Source organism: Mammaliicoccus sp. O-M54 (assembly GCF_022386035.1).
GTDB lineage: Bacteria > Bacillota > Bacilli > Staphylococcales > Staphylococcaceae > Mammaliicoccus > Mammaliicoccus sciuri_A.
Genome location: NZ_JAJNJE010000007.1, coordinates 24,129 through 48,996, shown reverse-complemented (window position 1 = coordinate 48,996; position 24,868 = coordinate 24,129). Strand labels below are relative to the sequence as shown.

The 24,868-nt window shown below is 33.5% G+C and carries 23 protein-coding genes and 1 other annotated feature; of the genes, 12 read left to right on the top strand and 11 right to left on the bottom strand.

Features of this window, described 5'->3' with window-relative positions; translation table 11 throughout:
• Positions 1 to 3: 3 nt before the first annotated feature.
• From LQ673_RS11870 to LQ673_RS11860, 3 genes are read right to left on the bottom strand one after another with little or no spacing between them, the layout of a single operon-like run.
• Positions 4 to 201 (bottom strand): DUF951 domain-containing protein, encoded by a 198-nt coding sequence (locus tag LQ673_RS11870; RefSeq protein WP_025906204.1) that lies wholly within the window; start codon positions 199 to 201, stop codon positions 4 to 6.
• A gap of 23 nt (positions 202 to 224) precedes the next feature.
• On the bottom strand, positions 225 to 1,109 hold the full coding sequence (locus LQ673_RS11865) for a mechanosensitive ion channel family protein (RefSeq protein ID WP_025906205.1): 885 nt from the start codon (positions 1,107 to 1,109) through the stop codon (positions 225 to 227).
• A 12-nt stretch (positions 1,110 to 1,121) separates the two neighbouring features.
• On the bottom strand, positions 1,122 to 1,958 hold the full coding sequence (locus LQ673_RS11860) for a ParB/RepB/Spo0J family partition protein (protein ID WP_239705807.1): 837 nt from the start codon (positions 1,956 to 1,958) through the stop codon (positions 1,122 to 1,124).
• Between the two features lie 180 nt (positions 1,959 to 2,138).
• Positions 2,139 to 2,449, top strand: a binding site (T-box leader).
• Between the two features lie 77 nt (positions 2,450 to 2,526).
• Here LQ673_RS11860 and LQ673_RS11855 point away from each other — a divergent pair.
• Genes LQ673_RS11855 through LQ673_RS11835 form a run of 5 tightly spaced genes read left to right on the top strand, consistent with a single transcriptional unit; the run spans position 2,527 to position 9,600 of the window.
• The gene (locus LQ673_RS11855; RefSeq protein WP_037589454.1) at positions 2,527 to 3,633 is read left to right on the top strand and encodes a PLP-dependent transferase; all 1,107 of its coding nucleotides are present in this window, start codon (positions 2,527 to 2,529) and stop codon (positions 3,631 to 3,633) included.
• Positions 3,630 to 4,802 carry a cystathionine beta-lyase MetC gene (gene metC / locus LQ673_RS11850; protein WP_204188943.1) on the top strand — a complete coding sequence of 391 codons (1,173 nt, stop codon included), beginning with the start codon at positions 3,630 to 3,632 and terminating at the stop codon, positions 4,800 to 4,802. Before LQ673_RS11855 ends, metC begins: the two co-directional genes overlap by 4 nt.
• Positions 4,759 to 6,597: a bifunctional homocysteine S-methyltransferase/methylenetetrahydrofolate reductase gene (locus tag LQ673_RS11845; RefSeq protein ID WP_239705806.1), complete on the top strand. Its 1,839-nt coding sequence runs from the start codon at positions 4,759 to 4,761 to the stop codon at positions 6,595 to 6,597. The genes metC and LQ673_RS11845 overlap by 44 nt, the downstream gene beginning before the upstream one ends.
• The gene (metE, locus tag LQ673_RS11840) at positions 6,591 to 8,840 is read left to right on the top strand and encodes a 5-methyltetrahydropteroyltriglutamate--homocysteine S-methyltransferase (RefSeq protein ID WP_126476368.1); all 2,250 of its coding nucleotides are present in this window, start codon (positions 6,591 to 6,593) and stop codon (positions 8,838 to 8,840) included. The genes LQ673_RS11845 and metE overlap by 7 nt, the downstream gene beginning before the upstream one ends.
• Positions 8,841 to 8,856: 16 nt before the next feature.
• The gene (locus tag LQ673_RS11835) at positions 8,857 to 9,600 is read left to right on the top strand and encodes a cyclase family protein (protein WP_025906211.1); all 744 of its coding nucleotides are present in this window, start codon (positions 8,857 to 8,859) and stop codon (positions 9,598 to 9,600) included.
• 109 nt (positions 9,601 to 9,709) lie between these two features.
• On the opposite strand, the gene LQ673_RS11830 is transcribed toward LQ673_RS11835, so the two are convergent.
• The 8 genes from LQ673_RS11830 to rpmH form a co-directional block, all read right to left on the bottom strand.
• Positions 9,710 to 11,164, bottom strand: coding sequence for a carbon starvation CstA family protein (locus LQ673_RS11830; protein WP_037589460.1), 1,455 nt, complete (start codon positions 11,162 to 11,164; stop codon positions 9,710 to 9,712).
• Between the two features lie 150 nt (positions 11,165 to 11,314).
• Positions 11,315 to 12,154 (bottom strand): nucleoid occlusion protein, encoded by an 840-nt coding sequence (gene noc / locus LQ673_RS11825; protein ID WP_025906213.1) that lies wholly within the window; start codon positions 12,152 to 12,154, stop codon positions 11,315 to 11,317.
• Between the two features lie 40 nt (positions 12,155 to 12,194).
• Entirely contained in the window at positions 12,195 to 12,914 is a 720-nt protein-coding gene (gene rsmG, locus LQ673_RS11820; RefSeq protein ID WP_025906214.1) for a 16S rRNA (guanine(527)-N(7))-methyltransferase RsmG, read from the bottom strand.
• Position 12,915: 1 nt separating this feature from the next.
• Positions 12,916 to 14,790 carry a tRNA uridine-5-carboxymethylaminomethyl(34) synthesis enzyme MnmG gene (gene mnmG, locus LQ673_RS11815; protein ID WP_048542892.1) on the bottom strand — a complete coding sequence of 625 codons (1,875 nt, stop codon included), beginning with the start codon at positions 14,788 to 14,790 and terminating at the stop codon, positions 12,916 to 12,918.
• A gap of 15 nt (positions 14,791 to 14,805) precedes the next feature.
• Positions 14,806 to 16,185, bottom strand: a complete 1,380-nt coding sequence (gene mnmE / locus LQ673_RS11810; RefSeq protein WP_025906217.1) for a tRNA uridine-5-carboxymethylaminomethyl(34) synthesis GTPase MnmE — start codon at positions 16,183 to 16,185, stop codon at positions 14,806 to 14,808.
• A 113-nt stretch (positions 16,186 to 16,298) separates the two neighbouring features.
• Entirely contained in the window at positions 16,299 to 17,096 is a 798-nt protein-coding gene (jag, locus tag LQ673_RS11805) for an RNA-binding cell elongation regulator Jag/EloR (protein ID WP_037589473.1), read from the bottom strand.
• 29 nt (positions 17,097 to 17,125) lie between these two features.
• A complete protein-coding gene (gene rnpA, locus LQ673_RS11800) occupies positions 17,126 to 17,470 on the bottom strand; it encodes a ribonuclease P protein component (RefSeq protein WP_025906220.1) in 345 nt (114 codons plus the stop codon).
• Positions 17,471 to 17,567: 97 nt separating this feature from the next.
• Positions 17,568 to 17,705 (bottom strand): 50S ribosomal protein L34, encoded by a 138-nt coding sequence (gene rpmH / locus LQ673_RS11795; RefSeq protein WP_016999186.1) that lies wholly within the window; start codon positions 17,703 to 17,705, stop codon positions 17,568 to 17,570.
• A gap of 551 nt (positions 17,706 to 18,256) precedes the next feature.
• Between rpmH and dnaA the strand changes: the two genes are divergently transcribed.
• From dnaA to LQ673_RS11760, 7 genes are all read left to right on the top strand, one after another.
• The gene (gene dnaA, locus LQ673_RS11790) at positions 18,257 to 19,597 is read left to right on the top strand and encodes a chromosomal replication initiator protein DnaA (RefSeq protein ID WP_037589475.1); all 1,341 of its coding nucleotides are present in this window, start codon (positions 18,257 to 18,259) and stop codon (positions 19,595 to 19,597) included.
• Positions 19,598 to 19,763: 166 nt separating this feature from the next.
• The gene (dnaN, locus tag LQ673_RS11785) at positions 19,764 to 20,897 is read left to right on the top strand and encodes a DNA polymerase III subunit beta (RefSeq protein ID WP_037589476.1); all 1,134 of its coding nucleotides are present in this window, start codon (positions 19,764 to 19,766) and stop codon (positions 20,895 to 20,897) included.
• Between the two features lie 114 nt (positions 20,898 to 21,011).
• Positions 21,012 to 21,251, top strand: coding sequence for a helix-turn-helix transcriptional regulator (locus LQ673_RS11780; RefSeq protein WP_025906228.1), 240 nt, complete (start codon positions 21,012 to 21,014; stop codon positions 21,249 to 21,251).
• A gap of 5 nt (positions 21,252 to 21,256) precedes the next feature.
• Positions 21,257 to 22,156 (top strand): ABC transporter ATP-binding protein, encoded by a 900-nt coding sequence (locus LQ673_RS11775; RefSeq protein ID WP_126476371.1) that lies wholly within the window; start codon positions 21,257 to 21,259, stop codon positions 22,154 to 22,156.
• Entirely contained in the window at positions 22,149 to 23,393 is a 1,245-nt protein-coding gene (locus tag LQ673_RS11770) for an ABC transporter permease (RefSeq protein WP_126476372.1), read from the top strand. Before LQ673_RS11775 ends, LQ673_RS11770 begins: the two co-directional genes overlap by 8 nt.
• 126 nt (positions 23,394 to 23,519) lie before the next feature.
• Entirely contained in the window at positions 23,520 to 24,251 is a 732-nt protein-coding gene (locus tag LQ673_RS11765) for a DsbA family protein (RefSeq protein ID WP_239705805.1), read from the top strand.
• Between the two features lie 15 nt (positions 24,252 to 24,266).
• Positions 24,267 to 24,680 (top strand): disulfide oxidoreductase, encoded by a 414-nt coding sequence (locus LQ673_RS11760; RefSeq protein WP_025906234.1) that lies wholly within the window; start codon positions 24,267 to 24,269, stop codon positions 24,678 to 24,680.
• Positions 24,681 to 24,868 lie beyond the last annotated feature (188 nt).

Sequence of the window (24,868 nt, the reverse complement as noted above, 5' to 3'; positions counted from 1 at the left end):
ATTTTATTCACCTTGTCCTTTTACTAATATTTTTTTAATTTTTTTATTAAACTCTTGTCTTGGTAGCATGATACTACGAGAACATTCTTCACATTTTATTCTAACATCTGCACCGAGTCTTATAATTTTAAATCTATTATACCCACATGCGTGTTGTTTTTTCATTTCAACGATATCATTTAACTCATATGATTTGATCATATTTTTGCCTCCCGATTAGATGATTATTGAATGTTATTTGGATTATAAGAAACCATTGTTGGAATTGGCGCTTGAATACCTTCTTTATCGAAGAAAGATTTCACTTCTCTTCTCAAGATTCTAGCACCTGATGCATGTTCATTTGGTTCTGTTTCACCTGCTATTTTAATCGTTGCTTCCCCTGCTGTCACAGTCTCTACACCTAAAATTTCAGGATCTTTAATGAATATTTCATATCTTTCTTTAACTGTCGGTAAAAATTCATTTAACTTGCTTTCAACTTCATCTAAATCTTCTTTAATAGATACAGGGATTTCTACGATAGCCATACCGTTATGAATTGAGAAGTTTACAATCTCATTCATTGTACCATTAGGAAGTATCGTTAAATCACCTGCAAACGATAATATTCTTGTAGATCTCATTCCTATTGATTGTACAGTACCTTCCGCAACAGTGGTACCTGTTGTATTAATTTTTACGTAATCGCCAACATCAAATTGATTTTCGAAAATAATAAAGAAGCCTGTGATGACATCTTTTACTAAGGTTTGTGCGCCGAAACCAATTGCTAACCCTACAACACCGGCACCAGCAATAATACTTTCAACTCTTATGCCTAAATTGCTTAAAATGGTTGTCGCAACTATAAACCATACGACATAGGAAATAACATTTTGTAGTAAGTTAACCATTGTTTTAGCGCGCTTGTTAGACTTCCCTACCCTCTTAGTTCCGTATTTCGTAGTAAAGAATTTCTCTACCACTTTATGAAGCACTTTAATAATGACGTAAGCTAATACAATGTAGAATATGCCGATTAATATTTGTTCTATCCACTTTTGCCAATTTTCTGGATCCATAAATGGGTCAATCAATTTATGGATGATGTTCATAATCTTATTCACTTTTTACACCTCTTATTCATCTAACAATAATTCTAATATTCTCTTATATTCTTCTTCAGAATTAAATTCAAGAGAAATTTTACCTGCTTTTTTAGTCTTAGAAATATCAATATTCGTTCCAAATTTTTCTTTTAATTGATATTCATGTTTAACTAAGAAATTAGGTTTCAGTTGTTTCGTTTTCTTTTTCTTGTCTTGGCCTTGAGCATTTAACTGTTTAATATATTCTTCTAATGCTCTTACACTCATATGTTCTTTTACAACTTTTTTAGCCACTTGATCTAATTGATGTTTCTTATCTAAACCAAGTAATGTTCTACCATGTGCGCTTGATATTTTTTCTTCGTTGATTAGTTTTTTTACACTTGGTGGCAACTTCAGCAACCTTAAGACATTTGCAATGTATGATCTTGATTTTCCTAATCTATCTGCTACGTCTTGTTGTTTTAAGTTCAGTTCTTCCATCATCGTCGCATAACTTTTTGCTTCTTCTAGAGGTTTTAAATTTTCACGTTGAAGATTCTCTATAATAGCGAGTTCTAACATTTCTTCATCGCTTAAATTTTTAATGATTGCCGGTACTGAATCTTTGTTAGCTAATTGACTCGCTCTAAATCTTCTTTCACCTACAACAATGTCGTAACCTTTTATCGTTTCTCTTACGACGATAGGTTGCAACACACCATGTTGTGAAATCGACTGCGTTAAATCTCTCAAAGCTTCTTCATCAAAATAATCTCTCGGTTGATATGGATTCCTTCTTAATTTTTCTAAAGGAAGTTCAACAGTTTTATCATGACTATGGTTATAAGAAATCTTATCTGTTAATGCTTGATTTCTTTCTTTCATTTCATCACCACGTTATTTATTCTCGTATGTTTCACGTAAAACATCCAAATTAGATTATAACAATTTTGAAAGGGATATGCACAAAAGAAAAGTTGAGCGATAAATTAAAATATTCAGAAAAGTTGTTGACAAAAAAATATACGCATAGTATTGTGTAATATATCAACAACGAAAACAAATAAAATCACGATAAAAAGGAAAGTAAATCTTACACTGCAATCATCAGAGAGTTCCCATTTGCTGAAAGGGAACATTGAAAGAAAGATTGAAAATGGCCTTGGAGTGGTGGCATCGATATTGAGGTGTCAACGGGATCGCCCGTTATAGCGATACAGTATTAAAGTCTCTTTAGTGATGATGGCGTACTGGAATTTGTTCACCAATTTTACTGCCATTATATCTTCTTGTAGGAGACTCGTACTTATAGAGGTAATGTCAGTAATGTCATTGCGAACAAAGGTGGTACCGCGAGCTAAGCTTTCGTCCTTTACATCCGATTTATTTCGGGTTTAAAGGACGGAAGCTTTTTTTATTTTTATTTTTAAATTCATTAGGGAGGAAGGCTATTATGAAATCTACTCAACTCGCTCAAATTTCATTAACTAAAGACCATACCGGGGCAACGACAAACCCAATTTATCTTTCAACAGCCTATCAACATGAAAAATTAGGTTGTTCAACTGGTTTTGATTATACAAGAACGAAAAATCCAACTCGCTCAAACTTTGAAGAGGCATTTGCCAAACTTGAAGGTGGTAAATACTCATTTGCAACTTCAAGCGGTATGGCTAGTATCCAATTAGTTTGTAACTTATTTAAACCAAATGATGAAATCTTAGTGTCATTCGACTTATATGGCGGCACATTTAGACTATTTGAATTTTACGAAAAGCAATACAACATCAAATTTAAGTACATTGATTTTTCAAATATTGATGAAGTAAACGCATCGATTAATGAACATACACGCGCATTCTTTATTGAACCTATTTCAAATCCGTTAATGTTCTCAGTAGATTTAAATCCTTTATATGAAATTGCACAAGCAAGAAATATATTAACGATTATAGATAACACGTTCTTAACACCATACTTATCAACACCATTAAAAGACGGTGCTGACATCGTCTTACATTCTGCTACAAAGTACATAAGTGGTCATAATGATGTGTTAGCTGGCATTGTCACTGTATCAGATGATTACTTAGGTGAAGTGCTTGGCCAGTTTCATAATATGATCGGTGCAACACTCTCACCATTCGATAGTTATTTATTATTGAGAGGCTTAAAGACATTACATTTACGACTTGACCGTTCTACTGAAAATGCTCAAAAGTTAGCACAATCACTACAATCTGTTGAAAGCATTGATGAAGTTCTTTACTCAGGTCAAACCGGAATGTTAAGTATTCGTTTAAACAATGCATATAGCGTTGATAGCTTCTTACAAAATATTAAATTATGTATTTTTGCTGAAAGTCTTGGCGGTACTGAAACATTTATCACATTCCCATATACACAAACACATGTAGATATGGCAGATGAAGAAAAAGATAAACGCGGTATAGATGAATATTTACTCCGTTTATCTATTGGAATAGAAGATTATGAAGATATTTACGAAGACATACTACAAGCCTTAAAAAATTCAAGAAAAGAAGGAGTGTCAATATGAGCTATTCAAAAGAAACGTCTTTAATATTGGATTCCACTAGAGGTAACGAGCACTTATCAAGCAATCAACCATTATATTATTCATCCACTTATCATCAAGAAACTTTAGGTGGAAATCAAGAATTTGACTATGCACGCAGTGGTAACCCTAATAGAAAGTTACTTGAAGAAAAGTTAGCAGATTTAGAAGGCGGTAATTACGGATTTGCATTTAGTTCAGGAATTGCTGCAATAACAGCTGTCTTCTTAACATTGAAACCAGGAGACCACGTGATTCTACCAGATGATGTTTACGGTGGAACGTTCAGACTAACAGAGCAAATTCTTAAGAAATTCGAAATAGAATTTACAACTGTCGATCAAACAGACTTACAAAATATCAAAGAAGCTGTTCAAGAAAATACGAAACTAATCTATGTTGAAACACCTTCTAACCCACTCTTTAAAGTGACAGATATTGATGGTGTTAGCCAAATTGCACGTAAACACGACGCACTATTAGCTGTCGATAATACATTTATGACACCGTTAGGACAATCACCATTGAAACTAGGTGCTGACATCGTCGTTCATTCAGCTACGAAATTCTTAGGCGGTCACAGTGACCTCATAGCTGGCGCAGTAGTCGTGAATGACCCAGAACTTAAAAATGAAATTTACCTTATTCAAAATGGTACAGGTTCAGGATTAAGCGTTTATGATTCTTGGACACTTGCTAAACATTTAAAGACATTACCAATTAGATTTAAACAATCTGTTTATAATACAGAACAAATTTATAGATATTTAATCGAAAATGAAGCAATTGAAACAGTCTATTATCCAATCACAAATGACACACATTTAAGACAAGCTAAAAATGGCGGTGCCGTGCTCGGATTCAGACTTAAAGATGAATCAAAAGCACAAGCATTTGTTGACCATCTTAATATCCCTCTTGTATCTGTAAGCTTAGGTGGTGTAGAAACGATTCTTTCTCACCCAGCTACAATGAGTCACGCAGCTATTCCTGAAGAAGTGAGAGCTGAACGTGGTATCACTAACGGATTATTTAGATTGTCAGTCGGCTTAGAAGATGTCAAAGAATTGATCACAGATATCGATTGGGCATTAAAGGAGGCTACATATGAGTCTAAAAGAAGCGTTAAAGAACCAAATTTTAGTAGCTGACGGAGCAATTGGAACCATCCTCTACTCTGAAGGATTGGATACTTGTCCAGAAAGTTATAATTTGACACACCCTAACAAGATAGAACAAATTCACCGTTCTTATATTGAAGCTGGTGCAGATATTATTCAAACAAACACGTATGGTGCAAATTTTGAGAAGCTTCAAGATTTTAATTTAGAACATCGCGTGAAAGAAATTCATCGTGAAGCTGTACAAATCGCTAAAAGAGCGAGCAACGACCATACATTTATTCTAGGTACGGTAGGCGGTTTTCGTAATATCAAAAAGAGTAACTTATCAATTGAAGCCATTCAATATCATACAGAGATTCAAATTGAAACACTTGTTAATGAAGGTGTAGATGGTATTTTATTTGAAACATACTACGATTTAGAAGAATTACTTGCTGTCTTAAAAGATACAAAAGCAAGATACGACATTCCGATTATTGCTCAACTAACAGCTAGTAATACAAATTATTTGAGAAATGGTACACCTATACCAGATGCATTAGAAACATTAGTGAAAGCCGGTGCAGATGTCGTTGGTTTAAATTGTCATCATGGTCCATACCATATGATTAAGACATTTAAACATATTGACTTACCTGATCATGCTTACCTTTCATGTTATCCAAATGCAAGTTTGCTGGATTTAGAAGACAACGACTTGAAATACAATAACAACTCAGATTACTTTTCAGATGCAGCGAAAGAGCTCGTTAATCAAGGCGTCAGATTAATAGGTGGATGTTGTGGTACAACACCAGAACATATTAAAAAAATAAAGAATGTCGTCAAAGATTTAAAGCCTATCAAGCACAAAAATGTTATACCAATCGAAACAAAACAGTACAAAAAGCAAAATAAAGAAGAACCTAGTATTAAAGAGCTCGTTCAACAAAGACCAACCGTTATTGTTGAATTAGATACACCTAAACATTTAGATACGAATAAATTTTTCGATGGCATACAAGCCCTAGAAGATGCAGGTGTAGATGCAGTCACACTTGCTGACAATTCCCTAGCAAGCGTGAGAATTTCTAACATTGCCGCAGCAAGTATCATTAAACAAAAGTATAAAATTAGACCACTCGTACACTTAGCTTGCCGTGATAGAAACTTAATCGGCTTGCAATCTCACCTAATGGGACTTTCGTTACTTGGCATTAATGACATATTAACGATTACGGGCGACCCTTCTAAAGTGGGTAATTTCCCAGGCGCAACAAGTGTATTCGATGTTAACTCTAGTGGATTAGCTGAAATCATTACACAGTTCAATCAAGGTATAAACGCCGATGGAGATACATTGAGAAGCAATACCAACTTCTCAGTTGCAGGTGCATTCAATCCAAATGTAAGACGACTAGAGCCAGCAGTCAAAAGATTAGAAAAAAAGATTGAATCTGGCATGGAATACTTTATTACACAACCGATTTATGAACCTGAAAGAGTTAAAGAAATATATGAAGCAACTAAACATATAGACGCCCCGATTTTCATTGGTATTATGCCAATTACGAATTACAATAACGCACTCTTCTTACACAACGAAGTACCTGGTATTAAACTATCAGATACAGTGCTTAACACCTTTGAAAAAGTCAAAGACGACAGAGATGCAACAAGAGAACTCAGTATTAATTTGAGTAAACAATTGATTGATGCAGTACACCAATATTTTAATGGCCTGTACTTAGTTACACCATTTTTAAAATATGATTTAACAGTTGAATTAGCAAATTATTCAAAACTAAAAACTGGAACACAAACCAAGGAGGCAATATTATGACAATTAAAACATCAAATTTAGGATTCCCAAGACTAGGTAAGAAAAGAGAATGGAAAAAAGCCATCGAAAGTTACTGGGCTAAAAAAATAGATAAAGCCGAATTAGATCAAACGTTGCAGGATTTACACAAAGAAATTTTAACAATTCAGAAAGACCATCATGTTGATCATATCCCTACTGGTGACTTCTCACTATATGACCACGTGTTAGATACATCATTACTATTTAACATCATTCCAGAACGTTTCCAAGGACGTCCTGTAGATGATGATTTATTATTCGATATTGCACGTGGTAACAAAGATCATGTTGCAAGTGCGTTAATCAAATGGTTCAACACAAACTACCACTACATCGTACCTGAATGGGACAACGTGTCACCTCAATTAAATAACAATGTGTTACTTGAGAAATTCAATTTCTCTAAAGAAGTTGGTGTAACATCTCATCCAGTTATTCTTGGTCCTGTTACATACGTAGCATTATCTAAAGGTGGCGACCAAAGTTTCGATGAAAAAGTAAGAACACTTTTACCATTATACAAAGAAGTATTCGAGCAATTAACTGAAGCAGGCGCTGAATACATCCAAGTAGATGAGCCAATTCTCGTAACAGACGGTGCAGCTGATCTTCAAGATATTACGAAAGAAGCATATGAATTCTTTAACGAAGCGGCACCAGCAGCGAAACTTGTCTTACAAACATATTTCGAACGCGTAGATTTAAACTTTGTTGGTCAATTACCAGTCTATGGATTCGGTTTAGACTTTGTACATGACAATGGCTTTAACTTACAACAAATCAAAGATGGCTTATTCCCTAAAGAAAAAGCATTATTCGCTGGTATCGTTGATGGTAGAAATGTTTGGTCTACTAATATTGAAGAGAAGAAAGCTTTAATCGAAACATTACAATCTTATACAGATGAATTAGTGATTCAACCATCTTCTTCATTATTACATGTACCAGTTACTTTAGAAGAAGAAACATTAGACGACTCAGTTCGTGAAGGCTTAAGCTTTGCGACTGAAAAATTAGACGAACTATATGCTTTAAAACAATTATTTAACGAAAATGATGACACTTTATATAACGAATTAAAAGCACAGTATGAACGCTTCGAAAGTCAATCATTCAAACAACTAGAATATGACTACGATTCAGTTAAATCAGAACGTACTACACCATTTAAAGAAAGAAAAGTCTTACAAGATCAAGTATTAAATTTACCAGACTTACCAACAACAACGATTGGTTCATTCCCTCAATCAAGAGAAGTACGTAAATACCGCGCTGATTGGAAAAACAATCGTATTTCAGATGAAAAATACGAAGAGTTCGTACAAAATGAAATTAAACGTTGGATTGAAATTCAAGAAGAAATTGGATTAGACGTATTAGTACACGGTGAATTTGAACGTAATGACATGGTTGAATTCTTCGGTGAAAAGCTAAACGGATTCTTAGTAACTAAGTTTGGTTGGGTTCAATCATATGGTTCTCGTGCCGTTAAGCCACCAATCATTTACGGAGATGTTAAATGGACAGCACCATTAACAGTTAAAGAGACATTATATGCGCAAAGTTTAACTGACAAACCTGTTAAAGGTATGCTTACAGGTCCAGTTACAATTTTAAACTGGTCATTCGAACGTGTGGATATCCCACGTAGCGAAGTTCAAGATCAAATCGCATTAGCGATTAATGAAGAAGTTCTAGCACTTGAAGAAGCGGGTATTAAAGTCATCCAAGTAGACGAACCTGCATTGCGCGAAGGCTTACCTTTACGTTCTGAATACCATGAAGATTATTTAAATAAAGCAGTACATTCATTCAGATTATCAACTTCTTCAGTACAAGATTCAACACAAATTCATACACATATGTGTTACTCACAATTTGGTCAAATCATCCATGCGATCAAATCATTAGATGCTGATGTTATCTCAATCGAAACTTCAAGAAGTCATGGTGACTTAATCAAAGACTTCGAAGATATCACATATGACTTAGGTATCGGTTTAGGTGTATATGATATTCATAGCCCTCGTATACCTACAGAAGAAGAAATTACAGTCGCAATCGATAGAGCACTTCAAGAAATTGACCGTTCTCTATTCTGGGTAAACCCTGACTGCGGATTGAAGACAAGACAAGAAGAAGAAGTAAAACAAGCTTTAACTGTATTAGTTAATTCAGTAGAAAAATTACGTCAAGACAATACAGTTAAACAACCTAACTAATAAATGAGGTGATGTTATGTCATATCCATTATGGAACACGCTAAATCAACTGAAAGAATATAAATGGGTAGATTTAACGCATACATTTGATTCAGAATCTCCACATTTTTCAGCTTTTGAAAATGCAGAAACAAAAACATTGTATAAAGTTAAAGACGACGGTTTCTTTGCCCAATCATGGCAATTTCCTACACAATATGGAACGCATATAGATGCACCTATACATTTTGTAGAGCATAAGCGATATTTACATGAACTCGGTTTACAAGAAACAGTCTTACCTTTAATCGTGTTAGATTTTTCAAAAGAAGTAGCCCAAGATTCAGATTTCAGACTAACTAAAGAACACATCCTTCAATGGGAATCTGAAAATGGACCAATTGAAAGTGGAACGTTTGTCGCATTTAGAAGTGACTGGTCAAAGAAATGGCCAGATAAAGAGCAATTTGAGAACAAAGACAAAGATGGTCATGAACATCTCCCAGGATGGTCATTAGACGCACTTAAATACTTGTTTGAAGAGAGAAAGATCAAGTCAATCGGACATGAAACATTTGATACTGATGCTTCAGTAGACATCCGTAAAAACAATGACATTGTCGGTGAACGATACGTACTTGGTTTAGATACTTTTCAAATAGAACTGTTAACCGGATTAGATGAACTACCAACACGTGGTTCAGTTATATTAGCCATTAGCCCTAAACCTAAAAATGCACCCGGATTCCCTGTCCGAGCATTTGCTATTACCCCTAAATAATAGCACTGCCATATGATATTTTTGAGCGAGTATCATATGGCAGACTACCTTCCCTATATTAAATATATAAAAAGCACCTTTCGATGGAGATCGAAAGGTGCTTTACTGTTTAATATTTAGATACGGGTGATCCTCCGATTTGATAATCTATTTCTATCGCATTTTCACTATTTTTACGATATAAATAATAGAAATACATAGACCATAAAATCGTCAAACCAGCTGATAACCAATAACTAAGCGATAAATCCATCCCAAATCCTATTGGTTGGCTTAATATATATGTGAATATATTCCACGTCATAAATAAAGCAGGTATTAAAGCAACATAGAAATTCTTTTTAGATAGTAATAGATACATAGCGCCTATCCATAGTGCAATAACAGCTGTTGTTTGGTTTGCCCATGAGAAGTATCTCCATAGTATTGTGAAGTCTACTCTCGTTAAAATAAAACTAATAACAAACATCGGTATCGCAATTGCGAATCGATTCATTACTTTCTTCTGACCGAAATTAAAGTAGTCAGCTAAAATCATTCTCGCACTTCTAAATGAAGTATCACCACTTGTTATTGGTAATACAATAACACCTAATATCGCTAATGTTCCAAATACAGAACCTAATAACATAGTAGAAGCCTCACTCACTACAAGCGCCGCTTCACCTTTCGCTAACACTTCTTGTAGACCACCATAGCCACCAAATAAACTCATAGCAGCCGCAGCCCAAATCATCGCAATAATACCTTCAGCAATCATCATACCGTAGAATATTTTACGACCATTTTTCTCATTATTCGTCGTTCTAGAAATAATCGGCGATTGTGTCGCATGGAAACCAGATAAAGCACCACAAGTAATCGTAAAGAATAATAAAGGAAAAATTGGCGCCGAATCAGGATGCATATTTTTCAATGTTAATTCTGGTATTTCCGCACCAGTCATAATTAATCGTACAAAGATTCCTATTGCAGAAATCATCAAGATAAATCCAAATATCGGATAAACTTTACCAATAATTTTATCGATAGGTAGCACTGTAGATAAGAAATAATATAAGAAAATAACAAAAATAATAATACCTAAAGCCACTCTACCATCCATTAAAGAATGTAATAATAATGCCGGACTCGTAACAAATACAGTACCTGTCAATAACAATAGTAATAGTGTAAAGACGTTTACAAGATGTCTCATCACATTACCTAAGAACTTACCAGCTAATTCAGGTAAATGAGCTCCCTTATTACGTATAGAAATCATACCTGTTAAATAATCATGAACAGCACCAGCAAATATAGATCCTAATACAATCCAAATAAACGCAACAGGTCCATATAAAGCACCCATAATCGGTCCAAATATCGGCCCAACCCCTGCAATATTTAACAATTGAATCAATGAGTTCTTATTCGTCGACATCGGAACAAAATCAATATTATCCCTTTGATCATGAGCAGGCGTCGGACGTTCATCCTTAACACCAAACATTTTTTCAATATACTTGCCATATGTAAAATAACCTATAACTAATAAAACGATAGAAACTAAAAATGTAATCATTAAAATCCCCCTTTTTAAATGAAAACGTTTACAGAAAAGTATAAATGACTTTTTTACAAATAACAATAATATCTCGGAAATTTACAGAAATTCTATATAGAAACATAAAAAAGAGTTCAGGATATTGTTTAATATCCCAAACTCTATATTTTATTTCTTCTTATAAACTTTAATCGTAATTTCATAGAAGTCTTTATGTTCTTCATCAATTCGCTTGATTTTAATGCCCTCTTTTTCAACATTTTTAATGCTTTGTCCGAGTGTATCAAGTGCTTCGGTGATGTCTTGTTCAAATTGAAATTGTTTTGCTTTTACTTTTTCAGAGCCGCGTATTTTCTTAACGCGATCTTCTGTTTGTTTAACGTTTAAGTTCTGAGATTGTATGGATGTTAAGACTTCTTGCTGCCCTTCATCATCTAAACCTAACAATGCTCTTGCATGTCTTTCTGTTATTTCACCTTTTTGTAATGAAATAATAATAGGTTCTGATAATTTGAGCAGTCTTAATTTATTGGCTATAAATGATTGGCTCTTACCCATACTAACTGCTAAGTCATGTTGTGTAATGTCTTCTAAATCCAACAATTTCTTATAGGCTTCCGCTTCTTCTATAGCTGATAAATTTTCTCTTTGTATATTTTCAATCAGTGCAACGGCTGCTGTTTCTTTGTCATTTAATGGTTTAATAATAACTTCAGTTTCTGGTAAATCGTTATATTTCATTGCACGAAATCTTCGCTCACCTGCTATGATTTCATACATACCTTCTTCAATTGGACGAACAACAATAGGTTGTAATAATCCATGTTCTTTTATAGATTGTGCGAGTTCTTTAATTTTAGATTCATCGAATACTTTTCTCGGTTGATAACGGTTTGGCACTATTCTTTCTGTTGATACGACTGCCACATTACCTTCAGCTCGTGCTTCTTCTATGTGTTCTAATTCTTTGTCTTTAAGTCCAAATAATTTAGAAAAAGGCTTTTTCATCTCAATATACCTACTTTCGTTCATACATATTTCCCAGGAATTATTTTGTTAAAGGTTCTTTGTTTGGTGTTCCTGGCTTTCTTGGATACTTCTTAGGTGTTTGTCTTAATTTATCTATCGTAATAATCTGTCTCATACTTTCTTCAAGAGGTAGCGTAAATTCATGTACTGTTTTTACTTCTCCACCTAATACAGAAATTGCAAATTGTGCATCTTCTAACTCTTCATTACCTTGTGAGCCTTTTAATGCGACAAATTGACCGCCCTTTTTCACTAAAGGTAGACATAACTCACTTAATACAGATAATCGTGCTACTGCTCTTGCAGTTACAAGATCAAAGCTTTCACGATACTGTTGTGATTTACCGAATGTTTCTGCTCTATCATGTACAAAGTTTACTTGATCTAAGTCTAATGATGCAGCTAATTCATTTAAAAATTTAATTCTTTTATTTAATGAATCCACTATTGTAATTTGCAAGTGTGGATATACGATTTTTAAAGGGATGCTCGGAAATCCAGCACCTGCCCCTACATCACAGATCGTTTCAATTTCATTAAAATCTATATAAAAGCTTGGTGTCACTGAATCGAAGAAGTGCTTCAAGTACACTTCTTCTTTTTCAGTAACGGCTGTTAAGTTAATTTTCTCGTTCCACTCTACTAACATCTCAAAGTATGTTTCGAATTGCTTAATTTGTTTATCTGTTAATGTTATACCAGATTCTTTTAACGTATCAATAAAAGTTTGTTCATTCATGTTAGTTCACCTTCTGAATTTTACCTTGTTCAATGTACACAAGTAAAATTGAAATATCTGCAGGGTTTACACCTGAAATACGAGAAGCTTGTGCAATATCAAGTGGTTTAACTTCTTTAAGTTTTTGACGAGCTTCAGTCGCTAAACTATTGATTGCATCATAATCGATATTTTCAGGAATTTTTTTATCTTCCATACGTTTCATTTTTTCAACTTGTGCTAATGATTTTTGGATATAACCTTCGTATTTCGTTTGAATTTCTACTTGTTCTTGTACGTCTTCATCTACTGGTGAAGTTTCTTGTAAGATTTCCATAATAGCTGCGTAATCCATTTCTGGTCTACGTAATAAATCTAAAGCTAATATGCCATCTTTAAGCGCTGTTCCACCGCGACTTTCGATAACACTTTGTGTATGTGCATTCGGTTTAATACGAATACCTCTTAATCGTTCTTGTTCAGCCGAAATTGCTTCACGTTTTTGATTAAATTTAGCGTAACGTTCTTCAGAAATCATACCAATTTCATAACCGATATCTGTCAGTCTTAAGTCTGCATTATCATGTCTTAATAATAGACGATGTTCTGCTCTAGAAGTTAACAAACGGTATGGTTCGTTTGTACCTTTTGTTACTAAATCATCAATTAACACACCGATATAAGCATCTGAACGACGTAATATAACGTCTTCTTTACCTAATACTTTACCAGCAGCGTTGATACCTGCCATTAAACCTTGTCCAGCCGCTTCTTCATATCCTGAAGTACCATTGATTTGACCCGCAGTAAATAAGTTAGTAACGACCTTCGTTTCAAGTGTTGGCCATAATTGTGTTGGTACAATTGCATCATATTCAATTGCGTAACCTGCACGCATCATGTCTGCTTTTTCAAGACCTGGAATTGTTTCTAACATTTTACGTTGAACATGTTCAGGTAAACTTGTTGATAGACCTTGTACGTATACTTCTTGTGTCTTACGTCCTTCTGGCTCTAAGAACAATTGGTGTCTTGGTTTATCATTGAATCTTACAAATTTGTCTTCAATTGAAGGACAATATCTTGGACCTGTACCTTTAATCATACCTGAGTACATAGCAGATAAATGTAAGTTGTCATCGATTACTTTATGTGTTTGTTCATTTGTATATGTTAACCAACAAGGTAATTGATCTAAAATGTATTCTGTCGTTTCATAACTGAACGCACGCCCTACTTCATCACCTGGTTGAATTTCTGTTTTGCTGTAATCTATTGTATTACCATTCACACGTGGAGGTGTACCAGTCTTGAATCTCACGATATCAAAACCTAATTCTTTCAAGTGTTCAGCTAATTTAATAGATGGCATTTGGTGGTTTGGACCACTTGAATATTTCAAGTTACCTAAAATAATTTCACCACGTAAAAATGTACCTGTCGTTAATACAACAGCATCCGCTTCATAAGTTGAGCCGATAACCATTTCTACACCTTTAACTTTATTATCTTCTATAATTAAACGTTCAACCATACCTTGCATAATATCAAGATTTGGTTCGTCTTCAATCACACGTTTCATTTCTTCTTGATACAATACTTTATCCGCTTGTGCACGTAATGCTCTTACAGCTGGACCTTTACCAGTGTTTAACATACGCATTTGAATGTGTGTCTTATCGATTGTCTTAGCCATTTGACCACCAAGTGCATCGATTTCTCTTACAACAATTCCTTTAGCTGGACCACCAACTGATGGATTACATGGCATAAATGCTACACTATCAAGGTTAATTGTAAGCATTAATGTTTTTGCACCACGTCTTGCAGAAGCTAAACCAGCTTCTACACCTGCATGTCCAGCGCCGACAACAATAACGTCATATTTTTGTGTCAAAATTTTTCCTCCTTTTTATTTTCCGAGACAGAATTGACTAAACAGTTGGTCAATTAGTGAATCACTTGCTTCTTCACCAATTACTTCACCGAGCAATTCCCAAGTTTTGATTAAATCTATTTGTACGATATCTATAGGTACACCGTCTTCAGCAGATTGAATTGCATCATTTATAGATGTCTTAGCGTCTTTTAATAATGCAATATGTCTTGAATTTGAGACATATGTCATATCTTGTGCTTGTACTTGTCCACCAAAGAATAACTCTGAAATCTTCTGTTCAAGTTCTTCGATACCTTGTTGTTCAACCATAGAAGTTTGAACTAAAGGATGGTCACCTATCATTGCTTTTAATTCATCAATATCTAACTTCTGTTCTAAGTCCATTTTGTTAATAATCACAATCACATCTTCATCTTTAATGACATCAAATAGTTGATAGTCATTTTCCGTTAATGCTTCATTATAATTAAGAACAAATAAAATCAAATCCGCTTCTGATAAAGCTTTTCTCGATCTTTCTACACCTATTTTTTCTACGATGTCTTCTGTTTCACGAATACCTGCAGTATCCACTAATCTTAATGGTACGCCACGAACATTGACGTATTCTTCTAATACATCTCTTGTTGTACCAGCTACTTCAGTAACAATCGCTTTATTATCTTGAATCAAGTTGTTAAGCATAGAACTTTTACCTACGTTCGGTTTCCCAACAATGACTGTTGATAGACCTTCTCGCATAATTTTACCTTGCTGGCCAGTTCTTAATAACTGATCGATTTCATTTTCAATATGCCTTGATTCTTTTAATAAGAATTTAGTCGTCGCTTCTTCTACATCATCGTATTCAGGATAATCAATATTCACTTCTACTTGAGCGAGTATTTCTAATATAGACTGTCTTAAGCCTTTAATAAGACTGCTTAGACGTCCTTCCATCTGACCTAAGGCTACCTTCGATGCGCGTTCCGTCTTAGAACGGATGAAATCCATAACCGCTTCTGCTTGAGACAAGTCAATACGTCCGTGTAAGAATGCTCGTTTCGTAAACTCACCTGGTTCTGCCATTCTAGCACCGTTAGATAACGTTAACTCAAGTACGCGATTAACCGTTACTAAACCACCATGACAATTTATTTCAACGATGTCTTCTCTCGTAAAAGTCTTAGGCGCTTTCATGACAGCTACCATAACTTCTTCTACGACTTCATCAGTCTCAGGATCAATAATATGACCATAATTAATTGTATGTGATGCCACTTCAGTAATTTGTTTCTTACCTTTATATATACGATTAGCAATATTTAAGGCATCCGGACCACTTAATCGTACGATTGCTATTGCACCTTCACCCATAGGCGTTGAGATACTTGTAATTGTATCTAAATCCATGATATTCTCCTCCACCATTAATAACTATTCTATTGATTGTAAATGGTTTTGTAATATTTTTCGAATATATTGTTCGAAAAAATGCGGAGCGAGATGACTCACTCCGACTATTTTTATTTATTCTTAATGACTAAATATCGATGTGGTTCTCTTCCTTCAGAGTATGTTTCGATATTTTCAATTTTACTGACTGCTTGATGCATAATTTTACGTTCAAAGTTTGGCATAGGTTCCAATTTAACTGGTCTCTTTGTTTGAGTTGCTTTCTTAGCCATATTAAGTGCCAACTTCTCTAACGTTTCTTTACGCTTTTCTCGATACGATTCGATATCTAATATAAGCGTATAATAACCTTTAACAAATTGATGCATATAATTTTGACCTACTATTTGTAAGGCGTTCAAAATTTGACCACGCTTACCTATTATATAAGCAGCATTGTTGGAAGTCATATTAATATAAATTGTATTAGACTTAATCTCATATGAACCATCTACATCAATATTCATTTCTCTTATGATATTAAGTACATAATCTAAAGTGTTTTGTGCCACTTCATTTAATGAATCTTTTTTCTGATTGCGATCTTCACGTATACCTGTTTCTGACTGAATATCTTTTTCTTCTATTATTGTGTCTTCTTGATGTGTCACTTCATCTGTTATTGGGCTATTATCCTCTTCGACCGACGCGTGACGATTTTTTAATGCTTCAATTGATTCAAACTGTTTAAGTTCTGGATCGATTACAGTTAGTTCAATTTGTGCATCTTGTTTCATAAATCCAAAAATACCTTTTTTACCTTCATTAATAACATCAATTCTTACTTGTTGTTCTTGAACATTTAAATCTTCTAAACCTTGTTGTAGTGCTTGTTCTACTGATTGTCCTTCATAGCGCGATTTAAGCATGCTGCAACCTCCTAGTAATATATCAATACTTAGGGAATACGTTTATTAAAAACTTTAGCAATCTTCAATACATGCTCTAGACTCTTCTGTGTTTCAATGACTTTTAAATCAACAGCTTGGTTTCGAGCGATAACAATGATGTCTTTAGGAATAATATTTTCTTTATGATTCTTAAAACATTCTCTAATGGACCTTTTAATTCTATTTCTTGTAACAGCATTACCCATTTTCTTTGAAACACTTATACCTAATCTAAAGTGATCAAGATCATTTTCAGCTGTGTAAATAACAAATTGTCTATTAGCGACTGACTTACCTTTTTTATAAATTCTTTGAAAATCATTATTTTTCTTTATTCGATAAGCCTTTTCCACAAACATCCACTCCACAATACATCACTTAATTATTGTTTATTATACAAAACAATTCCTTCAATTAAAACAAAAAAAAGACCACTGCTCTTCAGTGATCTTAAGCTGATAATACTTTTCTACCTTTACGACGACGGCGAGCTAATACTTTACGGCCGTTTTTAGAACTCATACGTGCACGGAAACCGTGTACTTTACTATGTTTACGTTTATTTGGTTGATACGTACGTTTTACCATTTAAGAACACCTCCATTAATTATTCTTAACATCTAATTCTACATTAGATTATCATTTGTATGATATTCATTTATATATATCAGAAGATTAGTTTCAAAATTATTTATACCATACGTGTGATTTGTCACAATTTCAATAACTACTAAACTATAACAAATCAGATTTTAAAAATCAAGAAGAAATTTACAACTTCTATTTATTAAGTTATCCACTTATTCACAATGCATAACCAACTTTTTGTGGATAAATTGATTAAGATTTATTCTTATTCACAAAATAATCTCACCAAACTGCACATATTCACAGGTATTTGACAACTCGATTTGTTTAAAAGTATAATTGTGTGGATAAGTTATACAAAGCATTGATATTACTGTGATTATTTCATAAATATTTACGTGTAAAGATTGTGGACAAGAGAATTATAAAGTGTAGTTATCCACCGTTTGTGTGTAAGTTGTGGATAATAATTCACAGCCTGTGATTTTCTTTATCAACAATCTTATTTTATGTGTATAACTCAATAAATTTAAATGAGAAAGAGGACTTTTATGAATTCAAAAGAAGAAATTTGGGAGCAAGTGTTATCTATTGCTGAAGATCAAATCGCTTCTGCTGGTTATAATACATGGTTCAAAGGGACATACTTACATCAAATTGATAGTAAGCGCGCAATAGTTGTTGCACAAAGTCCTTTTGTTGCTGAGTGGTTAACCAATAAATATCATGAACACGTCACAAACTTTATCTATGAAGTGATTGGAGACAAAGTTCAAGTTAAATTTATATCAGAAGAAGATTTACAAAGTGAAGATTTCACTGAACAGCCAGAAAAACCTAAAGAAACTGAAGCATATGAAGAAGTTACAAATAGTCAGCTGAACAGTAATAACACTTTTGATACATTCGTTATTGGGCCTGGTAACCAGTTCCCGCATGCTGCTTCACTTGCAGTAGCTGAAGAACCAGCCAATGCTTATAATCCGCTTTTCATATATGGAGGCGTAGGTTTAGGAAAGACACATTTAATGCATGCAATTGGTCATTATGTGCTTGAACAAAATCCAAATGCGAACGTTCTATATACATCAAGCGAAAAATTCACAAATGAATTTATTAAGTCTATACGTATGAACGATACGGAAAGCTTTAGAGACAAGTATCGAAACATCGATGTGCTCTTAATAGATGACATTCAATTCATTCAAAAGAAAGAACAAACGCAAGAAGAATTCTTCCATACTTTTAATGATTTACATCAAAATAAAAAGCAAATTGTCATCTCAAGTGACCGTCCGCCTAAAGAAATTCCAACTTTAGAAGATCGTTTAAGAACACGTTTCGAATGGGGATTAATAGTAGATATTACGCCTCCTGACTTTGAGACGAGAATGGCTATTTTACAAAAGAAAATCGAAGAAGAAAATTTAGATATACCTGTTGAAGCTTTAACTTATATCGCTAATTCTATTCAATCCAATATACGTGAATTAGAAGGTGCTTTAACAAGAGTATTAGCATACTCCAAACTTAGAAATAAACCGATCAACACAGATTTAGTAGCAGAAGCGCTTAAAGATATTATTTCATCACCAAGATCAACTAAAATCACGATTCAAGACATTCAACAAGCCGTTAGTAAAATGTATAACGTTAGAATCGAAGACTTTGCTGCTAAGAAACGTACAAAATCAATTGCATATCCGAGACAAATCGCTATGTATCTATCAAGAGAACTTACTGATTTTTCATTACCTAAAATTGGTGAAGAATTTGGTGGACGAGATCATACAACTGTCATCCATGCACATGATAAAATTAAAAAAGATTTAGAAAATAATCCAGAACTCAAAAATGATTTAGAACAACTAGAAAAACAAATCCGTGGATAATGTGGATAAGTTGTGCACAGTCATACACAGTTTATCAACATGTGAATAACTTTTATATCGCTATTTAAAGCGAGTTATCCACCAATCCACAGCCCCTATGACTATTACTATGATTTTAAAAGATATATAATTAAATATATAACGACTGGAAGGAGTTTTATAAGTTATGAAATTTACAATTCAACGAGATTACTTTCTTAATCAATTGAATGATACATTAAAAGCTATTTCACCAAGAACTACATTACCGATACTTACAGGAATCAAGATAGATGCGACAGATAAAGGCATCATCTTAACAGGATCAGACTCTGAAATATCGATAGAAATAACAATAAATCAAAATATTGATGGTGAAAAAATTGTAGATATTGAAGAAAAAGGTTCTGTAGTACTTCCAGGACGTTTCTTTGTAGATATCGTTAAAAAATTACCAGGTAAAACCGTTAATTTATCAACGAATGATCAATTTAAAACACTTATCACATCAGGACATTCTGAATTTAACGTAAGTGGTTTAGATCCAGATCAATATCCATTATTACCACAAGTATCTGAAGACGATGCCATTAAATTACCAATCAAAGTATTAAAGAACATTATCGCACAAACGAACTTTGCAGTGTCCACGTCAGAAACACGTCCTGTATTAACAGGTGTTAACTGGCTTATTCAAAACAATGAACTGATCTGTACTGCAACAGATTCACACAGACTTGCATTAAGAAAATTAAAATTAGAAGACGAAGAAATCGATGATAAAAATGTGATTATTCCAGGTAAAGCTTTATCTGAATTAAACAAAATCGTTTCTGATTCTGAAGAAGACATCAATATCTTCTTTGCAAGTAACCAAGTATTATTTAAAGTTGGTCACATTAACTTTATTTCAAGATTACTTGAAGGGAACTATCCAGATACAACAAGATTATTCCCAGAGAACTATGAAACTAAAATCATCTTAGATAACAGTGAGTTCTATCATGCAATAGACCGTGCATCATTATTAGCACGTGAAGGTGGTAACAACGTCATTAAATTATCTACGGATGTTGATAAAGTTGAATTATCATCTACTTCACCAGAAATCGGTACAGTTAAAGAAGATGTATCTACAGACAATGTTGAAGGTGAGTCATTAAAAATCTCATTCAACTCTAAATACATGATGGATGCATTAAAAGCTATCGACAACGATGAAGTACAAGTAGAATTCTTTGGTACAATGAGACCATTTATTCTTAAACCTAAAGACGACGAAACAGTCGTACAACTTATCTTACCGATCAGAACATATTAATCAGCATGTAATGGCTGGGACCCGATTTGGGTCTCAGCTTTTTTTGTGTCAAGTTTACTTGACATAGTGTAAAAATTCATATAATGTAAAGTTAACTTGACAGGAAGTGATGAATTGAAAAACAAAGTTTATGAATATCGTACACAGAAAAACATGACGCAAAGTGAACTCTCTCGATTGGTTAAAGTGTCTAGACAAACTATCAATTCTATTGAGCGTTACAAATTCAATCCCACGTTAGTATTAGCACATAAGCTTTCTCAAGTGTTCGAAGTATCTATTGATGAATTATTTATTTTTGAAGAAGACGAGAATATAGATATTTCAGAATTAGAATCCAAAGAAAAGGAGTAAACATTATGACATTACTAATTAAAGATGTTTCCAAGAAATTCAATGACTTTACGGCAGTACATGATGTTAATTTGGAAGTTCCTAAAGGTACGATGTATGGATTTTTAGGTGGAAATGGTGCAGGTAAAACAACAACATTTCGTATGATTTTAGGTTTATTACCAAAGACAACAGGTGTTGTGACGTTTAACGATAAGCCAATTGACTATAATATGACGAATACGATTGGTTATTTACCTGAAGAAAGAGGCTTACATCCAAAATTAAAAGTTTGGGAGCAAGTGCAATATTTAGCTGAGCTAAAAGGCATGAAAAGAAAAGATATTTCAGAAGCATTAGATTATTGGTTAAAACGATTTGATGCATTCGAAAATAAAGAAAAAAAGATCGAAGCATTATCGAAAGGTAATCAACAAAAAGTTCAACTGATTGCAGCAATCATTCATAAACCCGAATTATTAATTCTTGATGAACCATTCAGTGGACTTGATCCAGTCAATGTTGAATTGCTTAAAGCTGCTGTTAAAGATTTAAAAGAACAAGGCACAACGATTATATTCAGCTCGCATAGAATGGAACACGTAGAAGAACTTTGTGACTATATTTGCATTATGAATAAAGGTAAAGCAGTCGTTGCTGGTTCTCTTGATCAAGTTAAAGACGACTTTGGTAAGAAAGATGTATTTATCGAAGGCGACTACGATTTAGGATTCTTAAAAGACTTTGAAGGTGTAGAAGCATTTAAAACGACTAAAAAAGGCGTTAAAATCACAATTTCTGATGAAAAATATGCAGAAAATATTTATCAAAATGTGACGAAGTTAGGTTACCTCAAACGATTCCAAGTTGCAGAACCATCTCTAAACGATATCTTTATAGCTAAGGTAGGTGATAAGCATGAATAAATTCTGGCCGACATTTAATTTAACGTATATGCAAAAAGTGAAAAGTAAATCATTTATCATCATGACTGCAATTTTTATGATTTTAATCTTTGCATTAAGTAATATCGACAAAATTATTGATTTCTTTGATAACGATAGTAAAGTTGTCGCGATACAAACAGATAACGATATGATCTATAAAGTATTAGAAAAGCAATATAAACAAAACGACGATATTGAAAAAGTAGAAAAAGTTTCACTCGAAAAAGGTAAAAAAGGTGTTAAAGACGAAAAGTATAAACGTTTAATTCAAGTAAACGTGAACGGTGAAAAAGTAAATGGCACAATTTATGAAAAAGGCAATGTCAGTGAAAGTGAGAAAATGACCTTACAATCAACGCTTAGCCAAATGCAATCATCATTAACAGCTCAAAAATTAAATTTATCAGAAAAAGATTTAAAAACATTAAATACACCAAGTGATGTGAAGACAGAAGAAATTAAATCGAATGATGAAAAACAATCTAGTGATGTTAATCCGAAAGTTCAAGCATTAAACTCAGCAGTTGTTTACATCATCATTTTCTTATCGTTCTTTATCACAATCAATTACGCTAACCAAATTGGTTCAGAAATTGCGACTGAAAAAACAACACGTGTGATTGAAATGATTGTTACAAGTGTTAAACCGTCGATTCATGTGTCAGCGAAAATTCTCGCAATTATCGCAGTTGCATTTACACAAATATTCTTTATCATACTGGCAATTGTAATTAGTATATTCGCATTTGATTTGAAAGGATTATTTGAGTCAGCTGGCGTTGAGTATGGCCCTGAGACGACGAGAATCATTATTTATGGCGCAGTTTACTTAATTTTGGGTGTTGTATCCTATATTTCATTAGCGGCTATTCTAGGGGCATTAACGAGCCGTATAGAAGATCTTGCACAATCTATGATGCCAGTTACATTTATTTCATTAGCAGCATTCTATATTGCGATATTTAGTATTTCAAACCCAGATACGATGCTTGTAAAAGTGACAAGCTTCATTCCGATGTTATCGCCAATGGTCATGTTATTAAGAACTACATCAGAATCAACACCTGAATGGCATTTACTTTTAGGAATTGTCATTTCAGTCGTTACATGTATCATTCTACTGGTGTTTGCAGCGAAAACGTATCGTGGTAGCGTGCTCACTTATGAAAAAGGCGTTATCAAAAATTTAAAAAATGCATTAAATATTACTAAATAATTTTTACGAAAATATTAATCATCATTTTGTCACAAAACCTTAATGAATTTTTAGTGAATGATATAGAATTTCTTTAAGTGATAGTATAAAATTTATATTATCAACAAAAGAGATTGAGGGATTAATATGGCGAATAAAAATAGTAACAGTAATATTATGTTTTTAATGATAGCAATACTTGTTGTTGTCGTAGGTATCGTATTGCTTGTTGTGTTTGGTGGAAGCGGAAGTGACAACAAAGAAGATAGTCTATTTGATAGAACTGTTAAAGCCACAGACTTATCAAAAGATACAAAAGATAATCCAACACATAAAAAAGACAAAGCTAAAGTTCAAATAGTTGAATTTGGAGATTTTAAATGTCCAGCATGTAAAGCATTTGAAACGAATTACATGGATCAAATTGAAAAAGATTATATCGATAAAGACAAAGTGGAATATAGATTTGTGAACGCACCATTCCACGGTGAAGGATCTGAAATTGGTGGTGCATCAGCACATGCTGTTTATAAAATCGCACCTGATGCATATTGGGATTTCCACAGAGCATTATTTGAAGCTCAACCAGATGACCATAATGCAGAAACAGACGACGAATGGTTAGATCTTAAAGTAGTCCAAAAAGCAGTAGATGGATTAGATATTGATAAATCTAAAAAAGATCAAATCATGAAATTAGTGAAAGATAGAAATTCAGAGTCTTATAAACAAATGAAAAATGATTCAGATTTAACAAATAAATATGATGTAGATGTTACACCTACAATTGTGGTAGATGGTAAAGTATTATCAGATCCAATGGATTACGACAAAGTTTCTAAAGCAATCAATCAAGCGATAGAAAAGAAAAATAAATAAAAATAGGTGATATATTTGAAGCAACAATATGCACTATTTATTTCCTGGGTAATAGCTTTAGTAGCTATGTTAGGTAGTTTATACTTTAGTGAGATACGACAATTTGTCCCATGTACAATGTGCTGGTATCAAAGAATCTGTATGTATCCACTCGTGTTAATACTCGGAATAGGCTCATTCCAAAATGATTTTAATGTTAAAAAAATAGCACTACCGTTATCAATCATCGGACTATTGATATCGACATGGCATTACTTAGAGCAAAAAGTACCAGGGTTTGCTGAAATCAAACCATGTACACAAGGTGTTCCATGTTCATCAGAATATATCAATGTATTTGGATTCATCACAATTCCATTTTTAGCAGGAACAGCATTCCTGTTAATCAGTTTGATTTTAATTTTTACAAAGAAAGATAAAGCAATATAATATTCGAAAAGCTGAGACAAAGATCATTGTCTCAGCTTTTTTGTGTGAAAGTGTAAGGATAGTACGCCATAGTAACAAAAGTTGTGGAAAGTGTAACTAACGAGCACAATAGTATCTCATTATACTTGTTAGCTATACTTTTTTGATTTTATTATGAAAATAATGTTTAAGTTCCGGACTTAATTTTT